We start from the raw sequence: 22429 nt of genomic DNA on the forward strand, positions 1-22429 counted from the left end.
TGTATAGGTAGCACCTAATGCTTAAAATGCGTCAAATTAGCTTATTCACTAAGATACCTAAATACCCTATGCGCCTTACAATTCGTCGTTTTTTTCGTCCTTTGTCGCCTTTACTCTTGTCACTGGCGACCGGTAGCCTGCTTGTTTTGCAAGGCTGCCAAAGCCTACCACAAGCCACTTTAACCCCTAGCACAAATAAACAAGCAGAAGCTAGCCAGGTTTGGAATCAGCTTGCCTCGGCTAAAAGCCTAGCTAATTACCGTCATTATGATGAAACCTTAGGCTTTGCTGGGCTGTTAAAAGAGCCTACTGCTGCTGACTGGCGTTCTTGGCAAGAACCTAACCTGCCAGAATACGATTTATGGGACAGGTTGCGAGAAAACTTTGCTATGGACATTTCCAGCAATGACCCACGTGTTATTGCTCAAATGAACTGGTATCGCCGCCACCCTCAATACATGGACAGAGTAGCCAAACGCGCTAGCCGTTATATGTTCCATGTTGTTGAAGAAATTGAGCGACGCGGTTTACCCGGTGAACTCGCCCTACTTCCTATTGTTGAAAGTGCCTACGACCCCTTTGCTTATTCGCATGGTCGTGCTTCTGGCATGTGGCAATTTATTCCAGGAACTGCACGCCACTTTGGTTTAGAAAACAACTGGTGGTACGACGGACGCCGTGACTTAATTGCATCTACCGATGCCGCACTTACTTATTTAACTCAGTTAAACCGCCGTTTTGATGATTGGCACCTAGCTTTAGCTTCTTATAACACCGGTGGTGGTAATGTAAACCGTGCTTTGCGCCATAACCGCAATGCTGGTGGTAAGGGTACTTTTTGGGAATTAAAACTCCATTCAGAAACTCGTGCTTATGTTCCTAAAATGATTGCTTTAGCACGTTTGATTGCTGATCCTGAAGAATATGGCATGAATCTAACCTCCATACCTAACCGCCCTTATTTTGCGGCTGTAGATACTCAAGGGCAGGTTGATTTAGCCATGGCAGCAGAATTAGCTGACATCAGCATGAATGAGCTTTACCTGCTTAACCCAGGCTTTAGCCAATGGGCAACTAGCCCCGATGGCCCCCACCGTTTATTAGTGCCCGTTGAAAATGCTGGAATTTTAGCTGAAAACCTTAAAAACTTGCCTCCACAACAGCGCATGAGCTGGCAGCGTTATCGGGTTAATTCTGGTGATAGCTTATTAACTATTTCACGCCGCTTTAATACTACGCCCAGCATGATTCGTGATGCCAACCAACTGCGTGGCGATATTATTCGTGCCGGTCATGAATTATTAATTCCCATTCCTAGCCAAGATGCACGTCAATATGCTTTAAGCGAAGATCAACGCCAACTTCGCCGTCAAAATGTAACGCGTAAAGGGCAAAAGATAGATCATATTGTTCGTTCAGGTGATAGTTTCTGGATTTTAGCAAGGCGCCACGGCGTATCCGTGCGTGAGCTAGCAAGCTGGAATAGCATGGCACCGGGCGACCCTTTAATGGCTGGTCAACGTTTAGTAATTTGGTCCCGTGCCAGCAATGCTAAAACCCTTGCCAAAGCCAATAATCGCAGTGTAATGCGTAAGGTGAATTACACGGTTCGCAATGGCGATAACCTAGCTAATATTGCTAATCGTTTCAGAGTTAGCGTCGGTGACATCGCTCGCTGGAATAGCTTAAACACCAGCCGTTATTTACAGCCTGGGCAAAGCCTAACTTTGCACGTGGATGTTACACGCAATTAAAAGTACCTAATCAATAACCAAAAAAGTTTATTTATGCTTTAGCTAAGGAGCAGCAGATGTCGGGAAAAGTCGCCTTGTTCAAACCTTTTAGCAAGTTGATCTGCTTAACCTTATTACCCGGTCTGCTGTTTACTGCTAGCCCTTTAATAGCTGCTAGTTCAAACAGTCAGCCAGCTTGCAGCCATGCTTTAACCCTGCATGGTGAAGCCAAATATCCGGCTGACTTTGCTCACCTAGATTATGTAAATCCTAAAGCACCCAAAGGTGGCAGTCTTAGCCAAGCGGCGCAAGGTACTTTTGATAGCTTTAACCCCTTTATAGTACAAGGCACAGCGGCGGCTGGTTTGGGCAATATTTATGATTCCCTAACCTACCACACGGCTGATGAACCCTTTACTGAATACGGTTTATTAGCCAGCTGTATGCAGCTAGACCCAGCGGGAAGGTGGATAGAATTTGAACTTCGCCCTGAAGCACGCTTCCACGATGGCAAACCTGTTACTGCTGAAGACGTAGCTTTCACCTTTAAGCTATTGCGTGAAGAAGGCCGCCCTTTTTACCGTGCCTACTATGCCGATATTACGGCAATAAAAGTACTCAACTCGCAGCGCATTCGTTTTGAACTCGCCAGCCATGAAAACCGTGAACTACCGCTAATCATTGGGCAAATTCCCATTCTGCCTAAGCACTACTGGCAAGACCGTGATTTTAAACAGCCTTCTTTAGACAAACCCCTCGGCAGCGGTCCGTATAAAATTGCTGAAGTCGATTCTGGTCGCCGCCTTGTTTACCAAAAAGTAGCCAACTACTGGGGTGAAAACCTACCGGTTAATTTAGGTCGCAATAATATAGAGCAACTCGTTTACGACTATTACCGTGATGCTACGGTTGCGCTGGAAGCTTTTAAAGCCGGACGGTTAGATTTTCGACTTGAAAATATTGCTCGTAACTGGGCTACCGGTTACAGCGGTTCCGCTTTAAGCAGCGGTGATTTAGTCTTAGAAAGCATTCCTCATAAAAATTCAGCCGGCATGCAAGGCTTCTTCTTTAATACCCGCCGTGACGTTTTTAAAGACCCCAAAGTACGCCTTGCTCTGACTCAAATGTTTGATTTTGAATGGTCTAACCAGCAACTATTTCACGGTGCTTATACCCGCACCCAAAGCTATTTTAGTAATTCCGAACTAGCCAGCAGCGGTTTACCTGAAGGTAACGAACTAGCGCTTTTAACACCTTTTGCTAAACAGCTACCTGATGAGGTGTTTAATCAAGAATACAGCCTACCAGTGACTGACGGCAGCGGTAATATTCGTAACCAAACCCGTAAAGCCTTGGGTTTATTGCGTGAAGCTGGCTGGACAATGGATGGCCGCCGTTTAGTGAATGCAGCCGGTGAACAGCTACGCTTTGAAATACTGCTGCACGATACCTCCTTTGAGCGGGTGGTTTTACCTTGGCGGCAAAACCTAGAGAGAATCGGTATTCGTATGGATGTGCGTGTGGTTGATGTCACCCAATACCTCAACCGCCTCCGCAGTTTTGATTACGATATGGTGGTTTCTTCCATCGGTCAAAGCTTGTCACCGGGTAACGAGCAGCGAGAGTTTTTTCATTCAGAGTTTGCCCATTCTGCGAATGGTAGAAATACTTCTGGCGTAGAAGACCCAGTCGTGGATGCTCTTATTGAACAGCTGATTAATGCCCAAGATAGAGACAGCTTAATAACTGCCACCCGTGCTTTAGACCGAGTGCTCTTGTGGGGGCATTATGTGATTCCGCATTGGCATTTAAACGAATACCGCATTGCTCGCCACAAACAAATTAAAATTCCAGAAGTGCGCCCAGATTATGGCTTGCCTATTGATACTTGGTGGGTTGAGTAACCTATGGCGCCTTACCTGCTAAGACGTTTGTTATTAATTCCACCGACTTTGCTGGGCATTTTGCTGCTGAACTTTTTGATTATCCAAGCCGCCCCCGGTGGCCCCATAGAGCAGGTGATGGCGCAAATGGGTGGTATGGATGGCTTAAGCAGCACTCGCATTGATTCTGCTGGTGGCGAAGCGGTTACAAGCCGCTCAAGTGATGATAGCGGTTCTTCCTACCGTGGCTCGCGTGGGGTTGATGCCCGCTTTATTGCCGAGTTAGAAGCCCAATTTGGTTTTGATAAACCTGCCCATGAACGCTTTATGCAAATGGTTGGGCAGTATTTACGCTTTGATTTAGGCGAAAGTTTTTTTCGTGGGCGCAGTGTCACTGATTTAATTATCGAAAAAATGCCGGTCTCTATTTCTTTGGGGCTTTGGTCTACCCTGCTGATTTATTTAATTTCTATTCCTTTAGGAATTCGCAAAGCCCTTAAACACGGCAGCCGTTTTGATGTTTTGACTTCTTCCATTGTTATTGTTGGCTATGCTATTCCGGGCTTCTTATTTGCCATTCTTTTAATTGTGCTTTTTGCCGGTGGTAGTTATTTAGACTGGTTCCCGTTACGGGGTTTAACGTCTGATAATTTTAGTGAATTAAGCACCCTAGGCAAAATTGCCGATTACTTTTGGCACCTAGCCTTGCCGGTTTTAGCCATGACTATTTCTGGTTTTGCGACTTTAACCCTGTTAACCAAAAACTCTTTTTTAGATGAAATTCATAAACAGTATGTGCTAACGGCGCGTGCTAAGGGCGTTAGTGAACAGCAGGTGCTTTATGGTCATGTGTTTCGTAATGCAATGCTAATTATCATTGCTGGTATGCCGGCTGCCTTGGTGAGTATTTTCTTTACCGGTTCGTTATTAATTGAAGTGATTTTCTCTTTAGATGGTTTAGGTTTGTTGGGTTTTGAAGCCATAGTACAAAGGGATTACCCAGTGGTGTTTGGTACCTTGTATTTATTCACTTTAATTGGTTTGCTGTTAAAAATTATTAGCGATATCACCTATATGTTGATAGACCCACGCATTGATTTTTCGTCGAGGGAAAATTAATGTCGCTACCTTCTTTAAATCTATCCCCACTTAACCAACGCCGCTGGCAATTATTTAAAGCCAATCGCCGTGCTTGGTGGGCGCTTTGGGCTTTTTTGTTAATGTTTGGCATTAGCCTAGTCGCCGAGCTAGTGGCTAACGATAAACCCTTGTTGGTGAGCTATGCTGGCGAGCTGTATTTTCCTTTAGTCACTGATTACCCAGAAACCACCTTTGGCGGTGATTTACCCTTAGCGGCAGATTTTCGTGACAGCTATTTGTTAGATTTAATTCAGCAAGATGGCTGGGTAGTCTGGCCGCTGATTCCTTTTAGCCATGAAACCATTAACTACAATTTAACTCAGCCAGCACCAGCACCACCTTCAGGCGAAAACTGGTTAGGTACCGATGACCAAGGTCGAGATGTACTGGCTAGAGTAATTTATAGCCTTAGATTATCCATTGTCTTTGCCTTACTGCTGACTTTGGGTAGCAGTTTGGTGGGCGTTTTTGTGGGTGCGATTCAGGGTTATTACGGTGGTAAATTGGATTTATGGGGACAGCGCTTTATCGAGATTTGGTCTGGGCTACCCACGCTTTTTGTTTTAATAATTCTGGCCAGTATTATTGCCCCTAGCTTTTGGTGGCTCTTGCTCATTATGCTGCTTTTTAGCTGGACAGCTTTGGTCGATTTAGTCAGAGCCGAATGCCTAAGAGCACGTAATTTAGAATATGTGCGAGCGGCTCGGGCGTTAGGTTTACCGAATCATTTAATTTTATTTAGGCATGTACTTCCTAATGCTATGGTTGCCACCCTCACCTTTTTGCCGTTTTTGTTTACTGGTGCAGTGACTACCCTAACCGCTTTAGACTTTTTAGGTTTTGGTATGCCGCCCGGAACCCCCTCCTTAGGTGAACTGGTTGCCCAAGGTAAAGCTAATCTACAATCGCCTTGGTTGGGCTTAACCGCTTTTGCAACCTTGGCTTTGCTGCTAACCCTTTTGGTATTTATTGGTGAAGGTGTGCGAGATGCCTTTGACCCACGTAAGGCCCTGCTGAATGACTAATCAATCTTTAAATAACCATCAGCTTAAACAGCCCTTACTGACTATTCAAAACCTAAGGGTTAGCTTTGGTGATAATGCACCCGCATTAAAAGACGTTTCTTTAACGCTTAATGCCGGTGAAACTCTGGCATTAGTCGGTGAAAGTGGTTCGGGGAAATCGGTAACGGCTTTAGCCACACTGGGCTTATTACCTGCCAATGCCAAGGTAACTGGCGGTGTGCTATTAAAAGACCAGCAGTTAGTGGGTATGGATGATAAAAAGCTTCGTTATTTACGTGGTAAGCGTATAGCGATGATTTTTCAAGAACCCATGACCTCACTAAACCCCTTGCACCGAGTTGCTAAGCAGATTAATGAAACCCTGCGCTTGCACCAAGGCTTAACCGGACAAGCAGCTCAGCAACGCTGTTTAGAGCTATTGGCAGCGGTGCAACTACCCAACCCTACTGCAATAGCCCAAGCTTGGCCGCATCAGCTATCAGGTGGTCAGCGTCAGCGGGTGATGATAGCGATAGCACTGGCCAATAATCCGGATATTTTATTAGCCGATGAGCCAACTACAGCGCTCGACGTAACCGTACAGCAAGAAGTTTTACACTTGCTAAAAGATTTACAACAGCAGTTTGGCATGGCAATTCTACTGATTACCCATGACCTAAACCTAGTACGCAAATACAGTGACCGAGTGGCAGTTATGCACCAAGGCTTAGTGGTAGAAACCCAAGCTACTGCCGAATTATTTGCCAATCCTCAAGCTGATTATACTAAGCAGCTACTAGGCAGCGAACCCAGCGGCCAAGCGCCAGCCATAGACCCTAACAGCCCTACTTTATTAGAAGTAAACAACCTTAGAGTAGAATTTGCTCGCCCAGCCACCAGTATTTTGCCTTGGAAAAAACCCACACCTTTTGTAGCGGTAGAAAACCAATCGCTGATTTTAAAACAAGGCGAAACCCTGGGTATCGTTGGTGAAAGTGGTTCAGGTAAAACCACCCTAGCTTTGGCTTTATTAAGGCTGTTACCTAATGCTGGCGGCGTTATTAAGATGGAGGGTACAGAATTACAAAGCTTGCCGCAAAAACAGCTATTACCTTGGCGGCGTAAAATGCAGCTGGTATTTCAAGACCCCTACGGCAGCCTTAGCCCACGTATGAGTGTGGCAGAAATTATTGCTGAAGGGCTTAAACTTCATCAGCCCAAGCTAAGTAAACAAGCAGTAGAAGACAAGGTATGCGAAGTATTAACCGAAGTGGGTTTAGAAACCTCAACCCGCCACCGCTACCCGCATGAGTTTTCTGGTGGGCAACGCCAACGCATTGCCATAGCCAGAGCCTTAATTCTTAAACCGCGCTTATTAGTGCTCGATGAGCCCACTTCAGCCCTAGACCGCAGTGTGCAAGCGCAAGTAATTGAGCTATTAAGGGAACTGCAATTAAAGCACCAGCTAACCTACCTGTTTATTAGCCACGATTTACAAGTGATTAAAGCCTTAAGCCATCGCATTCTAGTGCTAAAAGATGGCCAGCAAATTGAAACCGCCACCACAGAACAACTGTTCAAACATCCAGTTAGTGAGTATACTCAGCTGCTTTTAAAAGCCGCTGAATAACTTTCTAAGGAATTTTTAATCCATGATGGGAAATGCCCACCTTGCTTTTGGCACGGGTAGCTTTTTAATTGCCACCAGTTTGGCAGGTCATACACCAGGAATAATTGAACTAGCCGCTGTTGCACTGGGTTCTTTAATACCTGATGCCGATCACCCCCGCTCTAAAATTGGCCGCTGGCTACCTGGCATTAGTCATTTTTTCTATTATATTGCCGGTGGGCATAGGGGTATTACTCACTCGGTTTTATTAGTGATACCCATGCTTATTTTTGCAGGCTGGTTAATGCAAGAACACAATAGCCAGTTAGGTTGGTTTTCATCCGGTGCTTTACAAGATTCTATTTACGGTGTTGGTTACCTAGCCATGCTGGCCTTTAGCTTTGGTTTTTTAAGCCATCTTTTAGGTGACCTAATGACCACCGAAGGGTTAAGGCTGTTTTGGCCACTACCTCTAAGGCTTCAGCCTTCGCCGCTTAGGTCAGAGTCAGCACTTTTAAACCTTTTTGCTTGGTCAATACTTTTAACCGGAGCTACCCTGCAGCTGCATAATTTCACACAGAGTTTTGGTTAGTAATAATTTTACCGATAAGGCAACTGAATTTTAGCAATAAACCCTTGTTCTGGATGGTTAGCTAAAATTAGTTTTCCACCCAATTGTTCTATGGCTCGCTCTGTAATGGTTAACCCTAAACCATAGCCCTCTCCCTCTTGGTTAGGTGCGCGGGTAAAGGGCTGGGTTATTTTAGTAAGCAAGTCTTCACTTACCCCTGTGCCATAATCACGAATACTAATAACGAGTTGTTGGTTCTGCTGACTAACATTAACCTCTATTGGATAACCCATCGGATTAAAGCGCAGGGCGTTGCCTAATAAATTATTTAACGCCCGCTGCAATAGGTTTTTAGCTAGGTATAAATCAATAGGCTTAGGGCAATTTATTTTTATTTTCTGATCGGGCGATAATAACTCACAGCTATTTTCTAATTCTTGCAATAGCTCACACAACTCAATTTTTTCTTGGTTGGGTGCTTCCTGCTCAAGCCGTGCTAATACCAGAATCTCATCAATCAACGCATCTAAACGCTGGCACTCTAAGGTTAGTTTTGGCCAAAGCGCTTCTTGCTTCTCTTTTGAAGCACGCTCGGCCAAGGCTATACCTACTTGTAAACGCGCCAAAGGTGAACGTAATTCGTGTGACACGTCACGCAATAATTGTCGCTGGCTGGTCAACAAATTTTGTAATCGCTGCCCCATTTTATTGAAGTCAGCCGCTAGCATTCCTAGTTCATCTTTACGTTTTGCCAACTTAGCTAAATGTGTTTGTTGGTAGGCTGTTTCACCTAGTTCATGAACCGCATGGCGTAAACGCATTAAGGGACGAGTAATAGAAAAGGTGAGTAGCAAACTTATTAATGTAAGAACAATAAAAGCAACAAACATCATCACTAAAGGACCAAAGCGATGACCCAATTGCCATTTAGCCAGTTCATTTTGAGGAATGCGATAGACAAATAAGAAGGTATCACCTTCTTTTGTGCTAATTTCTTGGGTTAGTCTGCGTAATTTTTCAGAAGGTGGGTGGTGTGAGTCGCCACGCCCCCTAAAAGAATCTTGCCTTCTACTGGTTGCAGCAATTAGCTGGCCAGTTTCATCAAAAACTTGGATAGAGATTCGGTATTTCTGGCGTACATTTTGTAAGCTTTGTTGAGCTTCTAACCATTTATTTTGTTCATAAAGTACCAGCCATTGCTCGGCTAGCTTTGCAAAGCCTGGGTGCTGCTGTTGAATCCATGCTTCTTGGTTTAATAAACGAGTCAATAAAAAGGTAAGCAGGCCAGTTAAAATAAGCGCTAGCCAGAAAGCACCCAGCACTCGCCAAAATAAAGATCGCATAATTAACCCTAACCCATAAAAAAATACTGCCACCTAGGTTAGGTGGCAGTCTGCTTGTAATAAAGCCTAATTCATTTTATTAGAATCACATTCACCCTGATTTCTTCTAAACTGTTTGTCGCCACGTCTTTCGTGGTGTTTGCCTTTCCAGCCTTTATCATCTTTCCAACCCTTACCCTGTTCTTGTCGTTCAAGCTGTTGTGCGGACATTTTATCAAAAGTCACTTGCTGCTCTGGCGTTAATAGTGCGCGCATTTGTGCTCTATTTTTTTCACGCATTTGCTCACGCAACACTTGCATCTGCTCACGTTGCTCTTGGGTTAGGTTTAAACGCTGCTCCGGCTCATTCATACCTTCTGCTGCTTGCACTGCACCTAGCGGTAATAAAATGGCTAAAACTAAGGCGGTTAATTGAATACGCATTGACTTTCTCCTGAGTGAACGCCGGTAAATCCGGTATAGAGCTAGTATGCCGATTCCTAAGTAAAGTGCGGTCAGCTGAGTGTAAAGTTTATGTAAAGAGTAGCTAGGCTGGGTAAGGTGCATAATAATAACCACGGCCGCGTATTGATAAAATACGCGCATCACCGTTAGAAAACGGACCTAACTTACGTCTAAGGTTGCTAATATGCATATCAAGGCTGCGATTATAAAGACTCAATTTACGACCCAGTGCCAGCTCAGTAAGCTTTTGTTTGGCTATTGGCTCACCAGGGGTTTGCAATAACACTTCCAAAACTTTCCCTTCAGTAAGCGTTAAACTCACTTGGTTAGTATTCAGCAGCAAAATACCCGTTGCTGGGTTGTATTCTAAATCGCCATAAACAAGGGGTGAACCAGCGTTACTAATTTGCTCTTCTGCTGCTTGGGTACGACGCAGCACTGCTTTAAGTCTTGCGGTTAGTTCTCTTGGGTCACAAGGTTTAGCTAGGTAATCATCAGCACCCAATTCTAAGCCAATAATACGGTCGGTTGGCTCACCGCGTGCAGACAGCATTAATACAGGTAGGCTTGGGTAGTCTGTTCTTAGAAGACGTAAAAACTCCAAGCCATTACCATCGGGCAGCATCACATCAAGAATAACGGCATCGGGTAATTCTTTTTGTTGCAAGTGAGTTTGTGCCGCTGCCGTTGTATGAGCTAGCTCTACTTGAAAGCCATCTTGGGTTAACCATTCGTTAAGTAGCGCACATAACTCTTGGTCATCATCAACTAAAAGTATTTTCTGATTCAAGCTGTTAGATCTCTCTTGAATGGTTGTAGATTCTGCATACTAACAAAATTATCTAGGTAAAAGGCCAGCTTCTTCTATAAGCTTCGTTATCTTGGCGTGTAAGTTAAATGGAGACTTGTTTGTGGTTAGCTGGGTCAGTTATTTGGGATTAGCCTTATCTGCTTTAATTGCAGCGACTTTGCTGCCTATGCAATCTGAAGCGGCACTGGTCACTTTAATTACGCTAAGTCCTAGTGCTGTTTATTCATTAGTGGCTGTTGCAGCTTTGGGGAATATACTCGGTTCACAAGTAAACTGGTGGCTAGGTGGGCAGGTACATCGCTGGCAAAACAGGCGTTGGTTTCCTTTTACAGCAACGCAGCTTGAAAGTGCAGAGCGTTGGTATCAGCGTTATGGTCGCTGGAGCTTGCTATTAAGCTGGATGCCGATTATTGGTGACCCTTTAACCTTGGTGGCAGGTATTCTGGGTGAACCCCTTTGGCGCTTTACACTTTTGGTTAGTCTTGCTAAAACAGGACGCTATGCCGTTTTAGCTTATATCACCCTCTATGTTTTAGAATAGCTTGAACGCTGAATTGAACTATAAACCCAAACTGGTACGCAGCCCATCTATCTTATCGCTAACATTAGCGTGGAGTTGCTTAACTTTTGTACCAGCCTCATTCGCACCCCTTTCCATTTCATGCATTTAAAAATTAAACTCACCCACACTTTCATATTGCTGTTTTGTAAGATCTGAACCTTCTTGCGCTGTTGCTGCTGCATAAAAAGAACGTTCACGTACTTCTTGAGACGTTGTTTGTAGTTTTTTAGCTAAACTGCATTGAAAAGCGGTTGACTCAGCAACTTCTTGAATATGCTGCTTAAGCCGGTCAGTTACACTATTTAATGCGCCTAGCAAAGTCGTTGATTGACCAACAGCACCCTGAGTTTTTTGTGATAATTGCCTTACTTCATCTGCTACTACAGCAAAAGCTCGCCCATGTTCGCCAGCATGAGCAGCTTCAATGGTGGCATTTAAGGCTAAGAGGTTAGTTTGATCAGATATATGGTTAACCTGATCTAAAATGCCCATCACTTCTTCCACGGCATGGATTAAATCCACTAGTGCTAGCTGGCCAAGGTCTATTTTTTGAATGGCCTTTTCTCCTGCTTTAACAACTTCGCCTGCACTCTGTTCACTGCTATCCATTAAATTAGCTGTTTCTTCAGCAAAACTTTTAACCTTGGCAGAACTTAGGCTAACCTGTTCAGCTAAATAATTAAGTTGTTCGCTAGATTTACCTGCTTTTTTAAGCTGTTTGCGTGTTTTAATGGCATTGTTCGCAATACTCTCAAAGCTCTCTAATAGCTCTTCTAGGGTTATACCCACTTCTTGTAGCTGTAAATTTTTCTGTTCTTGTTGCTTTTTCATGCCTGAAATAAGCTGATTAAAACGCTTAGCTAATTGGCCTAGCTCCGTTTTATCTGCTTCCATATCCACAAAATTCAAACTGCCTTTTTTAACCAACACGGTCAGTGCTTTTTCTAATTTGGCTAGGTTATCTACCACAAAACGCTTCTGAAAAAAGTAAAGCATGCCAGCCATTAACAGTAAGCCTAGTACAAATGCAAAAAACAGTGTTTTAACCCAAGACTCAACCTTGGTTTTACTTAGGTTAATTGCTGCTTGGCCTTGTATAATTGCCTTCTCAAAATCATCAACTTGCTTGTTTACTAGGGCAAAACTAGCTAGGCGATTTTGTTGCCACTGTACAGATCTTTCTATTTCAGCAGGGTAACGCTTATGCAAGCTGGCTAAGTTGCGTAGAATTTCATCGCCCTGCTCTTCTTCCTTAACTGCTAAGGATTTATTATCCCAGCCCATTAAGCTTGCCATAGGGTTTGGCTTTTTTTCTGAGTAAATACCTAGGCGTGGCAGTTTATTTAAAGTAACTAGCTGCGCTTCAAAATTATCTAGGGTAAGGTTTAACGCTTGCAAATGGGCTTGTCTACCACTGGCCCAAAACTGTTCACGGTAGGTTTTAATTGCTGACAAAAACCCAGTTAACTGCATTGCGCCTTGTAGGTAACTAATGCCAAGCTTAGGCTGTTCTTCTACTACTTGAAGGGCATACTTCTCTAGGCGCTTTAACTCATTGGTGATTTCTCGTTCACTTTGATAAAGCAAGCCTTGTGCATCACCCGCTAGTTTGCCAGCACCCAACAGCTCATGTGTTAGTCCTGAATAAAGTGCGCTAGCTACTGGCTCTAACTCTGCTACTAAAGAATTGGGTAAGCTAGGCATTACCTTTTGCTGTAAATATTCTAAGTCGCTCACAGCTGCAGCCTGCTGAGTCGCATCGCCTGTTTTTAGGTAATTACTAATTTTCCCTCTCACATCAACAGCAAGTTGTTTGTGTAGCTCTGAGTAATTTAGTGTGCTTACGAAAGACTGATCTAGCTTACCTAAGCCCCAATATAAAATAACCGCCAGCGAGATAGCTAAAAAAGTAAGCAGACTAGTCGCTAGCCTAGCAAGGGTAACAATACGCATAGACAACCCTCCGATTATAAAAAATAACTTTATAAATTAAGCAACTGTTGATTTTTTATTACTTAAATTAGGAGGATTTTCTAGATCAGTAATTAAACTAATTAATGAGCCAGATAACTCAGCTACTAAACTATTGCCTTTAACCTGCTTGGCTTCTTGTTTTATAAGACTAAGGCGACTTGCTATGTCTTTAGATGAGCCTAGGCTAGCTGAACTTGAATCTATGGCTGCAACTGAAATACTCATTAAACTAAAAAAACGCTTTTCACCAAAGCGGTCTTCAGCCCAAATACCTAAGTTATCTAAATCATCTGGATTATAAAAGGTTTCTCTAAACTGAATAAATTCTTGCAATATATTAGCAATGCTTTCTTGCCAATTGGTGCTTCTAAAAATAACAACATAATCATCACCACCTACATGCCCAACAAAATCTACTTCTGGATGACTGTGTTTTTTAAGCAACTTGGCAAGGTAAATTAATATCTCATCGCCTTTGGCATAACCGTATTGGTCGTTGTAAGGCTTGAAGTTGTCTAAATCAAAATAGCAGGCAACAAAGTCTTTTTTGTTTCTAATAAGCTGATCTATCTGTTCTTGAATTAACAGGTTTCCTGGCAAACCTGTTAAGGGGTTAGAGTTTTGAGCACTTTTAAGCTGTAGCTCGGTTATCATTTTTAATAAATCAATGACTTGCCCTATACCAAAATAGTAGCCATTTTCAGTAATAACAAAGTCTTCTTCTAAATGACTTCGATTCCTTTGCGTTATCATTTGGCTTACTTTTTCCAGCCGAATATGGCGTTCAACTTGAATAAAATTTTCATCTAAAATTTGACTGACAGGTTTTTTAACGTATAAATCACGACCAAATGGCTTGCTTAATTTTTGCAATAACCGTGAACGCTTAACAATACCTATAGGTACGCCTTCAGAAACAACCGCAACTGAAAACCAGTGTTCATTTTCATCAAAAATGGTTGCAACTTCTTCTACTAGCATTTCTGGTGTTACTGCTGGTATATCAAGCTTTAACTGACCAATTTGACCTTGCTCTTTATAAACTTCTCGCCCTTCCTTTATTTGCTTCCAAACATTTTTTGCTGTTTTGCTAAGTTCATGCCTAGGTTCTGGATTAGGTCGTGCAAAATAATAGCCTTGCAAATAGTCCACACCAATTTCTGACAGGGTTTCAAACTCTTGGCGTGTTTCTATTCCTTCAGCAATGACCTGACTTTTTACAGCCCTAGCAATTTCTACAATTGAACGAACAAAGTCCCTTTTGACCTTATCTTTCTCTATTCCTGAAATAAAATGCCGGTCAATTTTTACGTATTCTGGCTGCACTTCTGACCAAAGCCTTAGACTAGAATAACCTGCACCTAAATCATCTAGGGCAATAGAAAAGCCTTCACCCTGATAGTGCTTTACTGCATGGCACATTAAGGCGTAATCATCGGTTGGGGAGTGTTCGGTTATTTCAATAACCACCTGCTCGGGTCTTAAACCAAAGTTATTAATTAAATCCAGGGTTAACCCTTTGTAATGGTCTGGCTGTAGAAGTGTTTCAGGTGTGATATTGATAAAAAGCTTGCCTGGTAGCTGCTGCTGGGTAAATTGCTCAATTGCTTTTCTACGGCAGATGCTTTCTAAAGCAAATAGCTGTTGTTGTCGCTTGGCTTCACTAAAAAGCTGAATAGGACTGCATAAGGTGCTGTCTGCTGGTCCTCTGCTTAAAGCTTCGTAAGCAAAGATAGCTTGCCCATTAGCGGTAATAATGGGCTGGAAGTGGATGTTAATTTTTTGTGCTGCAAGGATGCTTAACAACTCATCTGTTTTTGCCATTCAGTATAATCTCCAAGAAATCTGCCTAGTGGTTAACTAGGCTTTGGAAGTATTACACCAGCCAAAAATGACAAAATGACGACAAACTAAAAATTAGGTTGCTAGCTTGTATTTGCAATTTATTTTTGCTCAGTCCACTCTGTAGTTATAGGGAAATATGTTAGTCGTTAGACAAAATCTAAGGATTGTCTTGTTTATTCTCAGGAGGCTGCCATGACTATATTTGAACGCTATGAATCCAATGTGCGCGGTTATAGCCGTACCTGGCCAGTGGTGTTTGATAAAGCACTTAATGCCAAGCAGTGGGATGTAGACGGTAACGAATATATTGATTTTTTTAGTGGTGCTGGGGTGCTTAACTTTGGCCATAACAACCCTAAAATACGCCAAGCAATCATAGGTTACCTAGAAGCAGAAGGCGTAACCCATAGCTTAGATATGCATAGTCGCTCAAAAGAACAATTTATAGAGCGCTTTGTAGAAACCATTCTTAAACCTCGAAAAATGGACTATAAACTTCAGTTCACCGGCCCTACTGGCACTAACGTAGTAGAAGCTGCTTTAAAGCTAGCTCGCAAAGTCACAGGCAGACGCGATGTAGTCGCTTTTACTGATGGTTTTCATGGTATGACTTTAGGTGCTTTAGCCTGTACGGGAAACCAAAAATTTCATCAAGCCGCAGGGGTAGATTTAAACAATGTTATCCGCGTACCCTTTGATGGTTACCTAGGTGAAGGTGTCGATACGCTTGAAGCTCTGCGCCGTTCATTAGCAGATACTTCAAGTGGTGTTAACCCGCCAGCTGCTTTTATTTTAGAAACCATTCAAGCCGAAGGTGGCATAAATGTAGCCAGTAAAGAATGGCTAGAAGCAGTTCAAAAATTGGCTAAAGACTACGGCAGTCTGCTTATTGTGGACGATATTCAAGCAGCCGTTGGGCGTACTGGTAGCTACTTTAGCTTTGAAAACTTAGGCATAGAGCCCGACTTAATATGCCTTGCTAAAGGTATTGGTGGCTATGGCATTCCTATGGGTGTACTACTTATCAAGCCCGAGCTAGACCAATGGCAACCAGGTGAGCATACAGGTACTTTCCGTGGGCAAAACCTTTCTTTTGTTGCGGGAACAGCCGCCCTAGACTATTTTGAAAACGATGCGTTTTTATCTGAAGTGCGACGCAAAGGTGAATTTACCGAAGACCGTTTAGCGAAAATGATTCAAAGTGCTAAGGTAGATATTGAACTACGTGGCTGCGGTATGATTCATGGCTTAGATATGAGTACAGGTGAACAGGCAGCAACGGTGGTTGCTAAAGCTTTTGAGCAGAATTTAATTATTCCTACTTGTGGGCCTAATGGTCGAGTCGTCAAAGTCATGCCGCCTTTAACCATAGAAGATGAAAACCTTATTGAAGGTTTAGCCAGATTAGAAAAGGTAATCACTGCCTTATGATATTTTCTCCAAGCTAAAAAGCGAGCGCAAGCTCGCTTCCTTTTCAAGGAGCTTTGTCATGCGCGATAACCCTAACCTTTGCTTTCCCTTAGCTGAATACAAACGCCGATTAACCGAGTTACGGTGTCGTATGCAAGAACGCCTACTCGATGCTGTGGTAATTTCTGACCCAGAAAATCTTTTTTACCTTACCGGCCACCAAACCTCGGGCTATTCTTATTTTCAAGCGTTAGTTGTACCGCTTGAAGGTGAACCAATTTCCATAACGCGTGAACTAGAAGCATCTAATATGGTGCATAGAACCTGGGTAGAAGAAGCTCGCTGCTACTCTGATACGGGCGATGCAATACAAGAATTATTCAATATTATTAAAGACTTAGGTCTAGAGCATAAATACATTGGCTATGAGCGTAATAGCTACTTCTTTCCTGCTTATCAGCAAGACCGTTTTCATTATCACATGCAAACGGGTACAGGTAACCTGCTTGATTGTTATGGCATTGTTGAAGAAGGGCGTATTTGCAAATCGGAAGCTGAAATAGAGTTAATGCGCACCGCTGCCCAAGTAACTGAAGCAGGTATGCAGGCTGGCATAGCGGCTATTAAAGAAGGTACCACAGAAAATGATATAGCAGCAGCGGCTTGTGCTGCCATGTTTAGTGCAGGCGGTGAATACCCTGCCGTTTTGCCTTATATCACCTCAGGGCCAAGAACCATGATAGGCCACGCCACTTGGGAAGGGCGTACTATTCAAGCCGGTGAGCATGTATTTTTAGAAATGGCTGGTTGTGTTAAGCGTTACCATACCGCCATGATGCGTACCGTATTACTAGATGAGAAAAGTGCTGCCATGCAGGCTGCTGAAGCAACTATGCAAGAAGCTTTAGATGCCGCCCATCAGCTTATTCGGCCAGGGGTGATGGTTACGGATATAGACAAGTGCGTGCGTGACATTATTTGTCGAAATGAAGTCGGTGCTAGCCTAGTGACTCGAGCTGGTTACTCTATCGGTATAGCCTTTGCACCTAGCTGGGATGAGGGCTATATCATGAGCTTAAAACAAGGTGATGAAACCGTGCTTAGACCCGGTATGACCTTTCACTTATTACCTTGGATGTGGGGTGTAGAAGGGGATAAAACCTGTGGTATTTCCGACACTATTTTAGTCAATGAAACAGGGTGTGAGTCCTTTTTCACCCTGCCTAGAGAAATGACTGTAGTTTAAAGTATTAACAGCAAGGGGTTATTCCCCTTGCCAAACTTGTTGCGAGTTCACAAATTCACGAATTCCTTGCGGTCCTAACTCTTTGCCATAGCCAGAGCGTTTAATACCCCCTGATGGCAAACGTGCATCACTTTTTACTATGCCATTTATGGCTACCTGTCCTGCTTCAAAACGCGCTGCAAGTTTTGCTCCTCTTGCTGATGCAGTCCAAATACTAGCACCTAAGCCATAGTCCGTGGCATTAGCAACTTTAAAGGCTTCATCAACATCTTTAACGGCTCTAACCGCTGCCACTGGCCCAAAGGTTTCTTCAGTAAAAGCGGCCGCATCCAAAGGGACATCCGTTAGCAAAGTAACTGGATAAAAAGAACCTGGACCTTCAGGAATTTCACCTCCTATTACACACTGAGCACCCTTGTTAATGGAATCTTGCACTTGCCTATGTAATTCATCACGTAGCCCTGACCTGGCAAGCGGGCCAATGTCTGTACTGGTTTGGGTTGGGTCGCCTACTTTTAATTTAGCTAGGCGCTGGGTTAGTTTTTCAACAAATTCGGCATAAACACTTTGCTCAACCAAGAGTCTTTTTGCTGCAATGCAAGATTGTCCTGCACAAATAAAGCGTGAAGTCGCTAGCACATCCACTGCCTTATCTAAGTCTGCATCAGCTAAAACTATGGCTGGGTCAGAACCACCTAACTCTAAAACAGCAGGTTTTATTTCTGAGGCAGCAATAGCAGCAACTTTTTTACCACCGCCAGTAGAACCAGTAAAAGACACTGCGTTAATACGTGGGTCACGAATCATCTTTTCAGCTTGTTCATGATCGGTAATAACTGTTTGTAATACACCCTCGGGTACTCCTGCCTCTATAAAAGCTTGCTCTATTGCTTCTGCACAACCGGGAACATGAGAATCATGCTTTAAAATAACGGTATTACCTGCCATTAAAGCAGGGGCAAAAACACGCGTTGCCAACCAGTAGGGTGAATTCCAAGGTAAAATACCTAGCACCGTGCCTAGCGGTAAGTATTGCAGCCAGCTGCGTTTGGCATCAGAAGGAATTTCTTGAGGCGCCAAATAGGTTTCGGCATAGTCTGCATAATGTTCACAACCACTGGCTGATTTTTCCACTTCACCATCAGCTTCAACAACTGGCTTACCCATTTCTTCAGTCATTAAAGCACTGTGTTTGTTACTTGCCTTGCGTAATACAGCAGCCACTTTTCGTAAGTAGTTGCCTCGCTCCGCAAAACTTAAAGCTCGCCAATATTGGTAAGCTTGAGCTGCATTTTCTAGTTTTTGCTCTAAACGGTCTTTATCACACAAAGGAACTTGGCGAACCACTTCACCCGTGGCTGGATTAATAACATCAAGCATAATGACCTCCACAACTGCAAAATAAAAAACTGCAACAAATGAAGCCTAGCTAGGCTGTTTAAGCAAAGTACCTGTTTTCCACACATGAGTAATATTGCTGGTTTTTAATAAGACTTTAATATCGGTAATAGGATTTTTTGAAACAGCACATAAGTCAGCATCCCAACCTACTTTAATTTGCCCTGCTTTGGGTGCTTGTGGCCCTAAGGTTAAAGGTGCCGTGGCAGTGGCTGACTCAATTGCTTGTAAGGGTGTCATGCCATCATCAACCAACAGCTTTAGCTCTAAGGCATGTTCACCCCAACGTAAGGGCGTATCATCACCTGAGGTTAGAGTGTCCGTTCCCGCAGCAATGGTTACACCTTTTTGAATGGCTAAAGAAACGGCTTCTTGGTGTCTATCAGCGGTCATTAAAAGCTTTTTCCAAGCGTAATCGGGTAAACCATGTTGTTTGGCATAATCCATATTGCGGATTTTAACTGAACGAGTTGTCACCAAAATAGCGCCTGCTTCTAACATCGCATCAGCGGCTTCTTCATCTAAAAAAGTACCGTGTTCAATGGTTTTAACCCCGTTTCTTAGGGCTGCCATAATGCCAGCTTTACCATGGCAGTGAGCAGCTACAATACGCTCAGCCCTGGCTGCTTCTTCCACCATAGTGCAAATTTCTATATCGCTAAATTGCTGATGCATGGGGTCATCATATTCAGTTAAGGTACCGCCAGAAGCACAGATTTTAATCAGCTTAGCGTTTTTACGTAGCTGTAAACGTACAGCCCTTAATGCGCCGGTTACTCCATCGCAGGTATGTAGCCAGCCATCACGTTGGGCTAAATCTGCTACACAACCTAAGGAATAGTTATGTAAATCGGCATGGCCACCCGTAGGAGAGATTAAATCGCCAGCGGCATAAACGTGTGGCCCTATTGCATTACCTTCGTTAATAACCCGGGCAAGGTAAACCCCAAAACCGCCGACTTCTCTAATACTGGTAAAGCCAGCATTAATCGCACGCTGAGCATCAGCCACAGAACGCGCCGCAGCAACAGGCACAGGCACATCTATAGCGGCAGCAAGCGCTGGGGTTTGCATACCTGTAAAGTGAGTGTGGCAATCCCACATGCCGGGCATAAGCACAGGCACGTGTAAATCTTCACCCGTTATAGTAGGTGCGTCAGCTTGAGGGCCAACCCATTCAATTAAGCCATCGGTAATTATCACCGCCCAATCAGCCAAGGGTTCGCCAGCACCAGGAATCAGTAAATCTGCAAAAATGCGTTGTTTGTTTTTAGTCATAAACTCACCCTAGCTAGAACAAACTGAAGAAGCAAGTTTACTTAGCAAAGCAAAAAATCTATTTAATCTGCTTATTTAATTCTTACAATTTTTATTATTAGCAAATGCTTATTAAATCTAACTAATCAATACTTTTTATACTAGAACACAGATGTATTGACGGCTTTAGATTTTATTGGTTTAGTAAGCTACTAAAAATTACAATCTGCACTATAAAGGAATATTTCTAATGCTTAGCAAGCTTTCAATGGTTCAACGTCTGCTTTTAGTTATCCTAACGCCTATCTTTTTAGGTTTCTTAATTCTGGGTTGGCTTATTACTCAGCAACTGAATTCTAGTTTACCACCGCTAATTGAAAATGCTGCCAGTGAGCAGGTACAAGCTAGGGGTGCTGAAATTACACGTTGGTTAGAAGGTTACCAAAAATGGTTAAGGTCTTTAGCCACGGCTCAAGAATTAAAAAATGTAACCAACCTTGAAGACCTAGTGCCTTGGCTGGCTTTACAAAGAGGTAAAGATGAAGCGGTTGAAAACCTTTATTTTGCTAACTTAAATGGTGATGCTGTTATTCATAATGGTGTTCTTGCCAATGTAGGTAGCCGTTCTTACTTTAATGAGCTGGTGCGTAAAGGCAGTAAGCAAAGCCTGCTAACCAATCCACTTATCTCTATTTCTAGTGGCAACCCTATAGCCGTACTAGGCGAAGTTGTTAAAGACGCTCAGGGTAAACGTATTGGTATGTTGGGTATTGCATTAACCATGAATGAGCTTTCTAGTATTGCTAATAATTTAGAAATGGGTAAAGGCAGTTATGGTTGGGTGGTTGATGGTGAAGGTATTTTAGTGGCACACCCCTCCCCAAACGCTCGCATGAAAATTAATGTAACCGAAGGTGATAAAAGCGGTTATACCGGTCTTAGTGAACTAGGAAAACTATTTATTCAAGGTAAATCAGGGATAGGTGATATTCTTAATTTACAACAAGAACCAGTCACCATGGTTTGGCATCCTATTCCTAATACACCTAACTGGACAGTGGGTGTTAGCGTTCCTAAAAAAGTTTTTACTGCCACCACCACTAGCTTATTACAAAAAATCACCCTAGTAATTCTGTTTGTAGTTATAGCTCTAGCGCTAATTATTTTTATTGTGGCTCGTCAACAAGTTTTGCCTATTCGCAGCATGGCCAAGCGTATGCATGAAATAGCTAAAGGTGAGGCCGATTTAACTCAAACTTTGAAAATTAACAGGCAAGATGAGCTAGGTGAACTTGCTAAAGGGTTTAACCAGTTTGTTGAGCGCATACGCGAATTAATACAAAACATAGGCAATACCGCACAACAACTTTCAGCCAGCGCTAATCAGGTTGAAAGCAGCAGCCACTCTATGGGTAAAGCCATGAACAACCAACAAGCTGAGGTTGATCAAATAGCTGTGGCCATGAATGAGCTAGTAGCAACCGTTGAAGAAGTTGCTCGCCATGCTCAAGATGCTTCAGATGCAGCACAAACAGGTGGCACAGAAGCTGCTTCAGGTACCGAGCAGGTACAAGCTGTAATAGCCTCCATTAAAGAACAAGCAGAGGTAATTAACGAAACGGCCATTGAAATTGAAAACTTGCAAGAGTCAGGTAAGCAAATTGGCGAAGTAATGACTGTTATTCGTGGTGTTGCAGAGCAAACTAACCTACTTGCTTTAAACGCAGCCATTGAAGCAGCGCGTGCCGGTGAAGCTGGCCGAGGCTTTGCTGTAGTGGCAGACGAAGTAAGGACACTTGCTGCACGTACGCATGAATCAACAGAACAAATTCAAACCACAATAGACGAGTTGTTAAAACACATCACTCGAGCTGTCACAGCTATGCATACCAGCAGTGAAGGCAGCCAACGAACCGTTGCTAATGCTGAAAATGCTGGTCAGGCTTTAGTAAGTATTAACCAAGCCATCGACAATATTGAAGGCATGAATATTCAAATAGCTTCTGCTACTCAACAACAAAGCAGTACCGTTGATGAGTTGAACCGCAACCTTGAACGAATTGTAGAGTTAAGCAGTTCAACTAGCCACAGCTCACACGAAGTAGCTAACAGTGGCACCCAACTCAGCCAGCTAGCAGCTGAATTACAAAAACTGGTTGGACGCTTTAAAGTGTAAATTTAAAAAGCCCAGTTCATAAA

17 protein-coding genes are annotated in these 22429 nt (G+C 43.2%); 10 read left to right on the forward strand and 7 right to left on the reverse strand.

Annotated features, from left to right (window positions below):
- Nucleotides 1–17 precede the first annotated feature (17 nt).
- The 6 genes from H571_RS0100380 to H571_RS15360 are packed head-to-tail and all read left to right on the forward strand — an operon-like array spanning nucleotide 18 to nucleotide 7961.
- A complete protein-coding gene (locus tag H571_RS0100380; protein WP_051168028.1) occupies nucleotides 18–1754 on the forward strand; it encodes a LysM peptidoglycan-binding domain-containing protein in 1737 nt (578 codons plus the stop codon).
- A 56-nt stretch (nucleotides 1755–1810) separates the two neighbouring features.
- The gene (locus H571_RS0100385; protein ID WP_051168029.1) at nucleotides 1811–3637 is read left to right on the forward strand and encodes an extracellular solute-binding protein; all 1827 of its coding nucleotides are present in this window, start codon (nucleotides 1811–1813) and stop codon (nucleotides 3635–3637) included.
- A gap of 3 nt (nucleotides 3638–3640) precedes the next feature.
- A complete protein-coding gene (locus H571_RS0100390; RefSeq protein WP_027847572.1) occupies nucleotides 3641–4735 on the forward strand; it encodes a microcin C ABC transporter permease YejB in 1095 nt (364 codons plus the stop codon).
- Nucleotides 4735–5781, forward strand: a complete 1047-nt coding sequence (locus tag H571_RS0100395) for an ABC transporter permease (RefSeq protein WP_027847573.1) — start codon at nucleotides 4735–4737, stop codon at nucleotides 5779–5781. Before H571_RS0100390 ends, H571_RS0100395 begins: the two co-directional genes overlap by 1 nt.
- Nucleotides 5774–7390: an ABC transporter ATP-binding protein gene (locus H571_RS0100400; protein ID WP_051168030.1), complete on the forward strand. Its 1617-nt coding sequence runs from the start codon at nucleotides 5774–5776 to the stop codon at nucleotides 7388–7390. The genes H571_RS0100395 and H571_RS0100400 overlap by 8 nt, the downstream gene beginning before the upstream one ends.
- A 22-nt stretch (nucleotides 7391–7412) precedes the next feature.
- Nucleotides 7413–7961 (forward strand): metal-dependent hydrolase, encoded by a 549-nt coding sequence (locus tag H571_RS15360; protein ID WP_051168031.1) that lies wholly within the window; start codon nucleotides 7413–7415, stop codon nucleotides 7959–7961.
- Between the two features lie 8 nt (nucleotides 7962–7969).
- Here the strand turns inward: H571_RS15360 and H571_RS0100410 are convergent, their stop codons facing one another.
- The 3 genes from H571_RS0100410 to H571_RS0100420 all read right to left on the reverse strand — a co-directional run bounded on the left by H571_RS0100410 (nucleotide 7970) and on the right by H571_RS0100420 (nucleotide 10517).
- Entirely contained in the window at nucleotides 7970–9283 is a 1314-nt protein-coding gene (locus H571_RS0100410) for a sensor histidine kinase (protein WP_027847575.1), read from the reverse strand.
- Nucleotides 9284–9349: 66 nt separating this feature from the next.
- Entirely contained in the window at nucleotides 9350–9706 is a 357-nt protein-coding gene (locus H571_RS0100415) for a hypothetical protein (RefSeq protein WP_027847576.1), read from the reverse strand.
- Nucleotides 9707–9809: 103 nt separating this feature from the next.
- The gene (locus H571_RS0100420) at nucleotides 9810–10517 is read right to left on the reverse strand and encodes a response regulator transcription factor (protein ID WP_036217012.1); all 708 of its coding nucleotides are present in this window, start codon (nucleotides 10515–10517) and stop codon (nucleotides 9810–9812) included.
- 121 nt (nucleotides 10518–10638) lie between these two features.
- On the opposite strand from H571_RS0100420, the gene H571_RS0100425 reads away from it, so the two are divergent.
- Nucleotides 10639–11079 (forward strand): YqaA family protein, encoded by a 441-nt coding sequence (locus H571_RS0100425; RefSeq protein ID WP_027847578.1) that lies wholly within the window; start codon nucleotides 10639–10641, stop codon nucleotides 11077–11079.
- Between the two features lie 126 nt (nucleotides 11080–11205).
- Here H571_RS0100425 and H571_RS0100435 read toward each other — a convergent pair whose 3' ends face one another.
- Nucleotides 11206–13053 carry a methyl-accepting chemotaxis protein gene (locus H571_RS0100435; protein WP_027847579.1) on the reverse strand — a complete coding sequence of 616 codons (1848 nt, stop codon included), beginning with the start codon at nucleotides 13051–13053 and terminating at the stop codon, nucleotides 11206–11208.
- 36 nt (nucleotides 13054–13089) lie between these two features.
- The gene (locus H571_RS13685) at nucleotides 13090–14898 is read right to left on the reverse strand and encodes a GGDEF domain-containing protein (RefSeq protein WP_051168032.1); all 1809 of its coding nucleotides are present in this window, start codon (nucleotides 14896–14898) and stop codon (nucleotides 13090–13092) included.
- A gap of 213 nt (nucleotides 14899–15111) precedes the next feature.
- Here H571_RS13685 and ectB point away from each other — a divergent pair, with 213 nt between their 5' ends.
- Nucleotides 15112–16350 (forward strand): diaminobutyrate--2-oxoglutarate transaminase, encoded by a 1239-nt coding sequence (gene ectB, locus H571_RS0100445; protein ID WP_027847580.1) that lies wholly within the window; start codon nucleotides 15112–15114, stop codon nucleotides 16348–16350.
- Between the two features lie 58 nt (nucleotides 16351–16408).
- Nucleotides 16409–17575, forward strand: coding sequence for an ectoine hydrolase (gene doeA, locus H571_RS13690; RefSeq protein WP_084482570.1), 1167 nt, complete (start codon nucleotides 16409–16411; stop codon nucleotides 17573–17575).
- An 18-nt stretch (nucleotides 17576–17593) separates the two neighbouring features.
- Here doeA and H571_RS0100455 read toward each other — a convergent pair whose 3' ends face one another.
- Both H571_RS0100455 and H571_RS0100460 read right to left on the reverse strand, forming a co-directional pair.
- On the reverse strand, nucleotides 17594–18955 hold the full coding sequence (locus tag H571_RS0100455; RefSeq protein WP_027847581.1) for an NAD-dependent succinate-semialdehyde dehydrogenase: 1362 nt from the start codon (nucleotides 18953–18955) through the stop codon (nucleotides 17594–17596).
- Between the two features lie 45 nt (nucleotides 18956–19000).
- Nucleotides 19001–20251, reverse strand: coding sequence for a metal-dependent hydrolase family protein (locus H571_RS0100460; protein ID WP_211219738.1), 1251 nt, complete (start codon nucleotides 20249–20251; stop codon nucleotides 19001–19003).
- A 229-nt stretch (nucleotides 20252–20480) separates the two neighbouring features.
- Between H571_RS0100460 and H571_RS0100465 the strand changes: the two genes are divergently transcribed.
- Nucleotides 20481–22406, forward strand: coding sequence for a methyl-accepting chemotaxis protein (locus tag H571_RS0100465; RefSeq protein WP_027847583.1), 1926 nt, complete (start codon nucleotides 20481–20483; stop codon nucleotides 22404–22406).
- Nucleotides 22407–22429: the final 23 nt, after the last annotated feature.

Source organism: Marinospirillum minutulum DSM 6287 (genome assembly GCF_000422325.1).
GTDB classification, from domain to species: Bacteria; Pseudomonadota; Gammaproteobacteria; order Pseudomonadales; family Halomonadaceae; genus Marinospirillum; species Marinospirillum minutulum.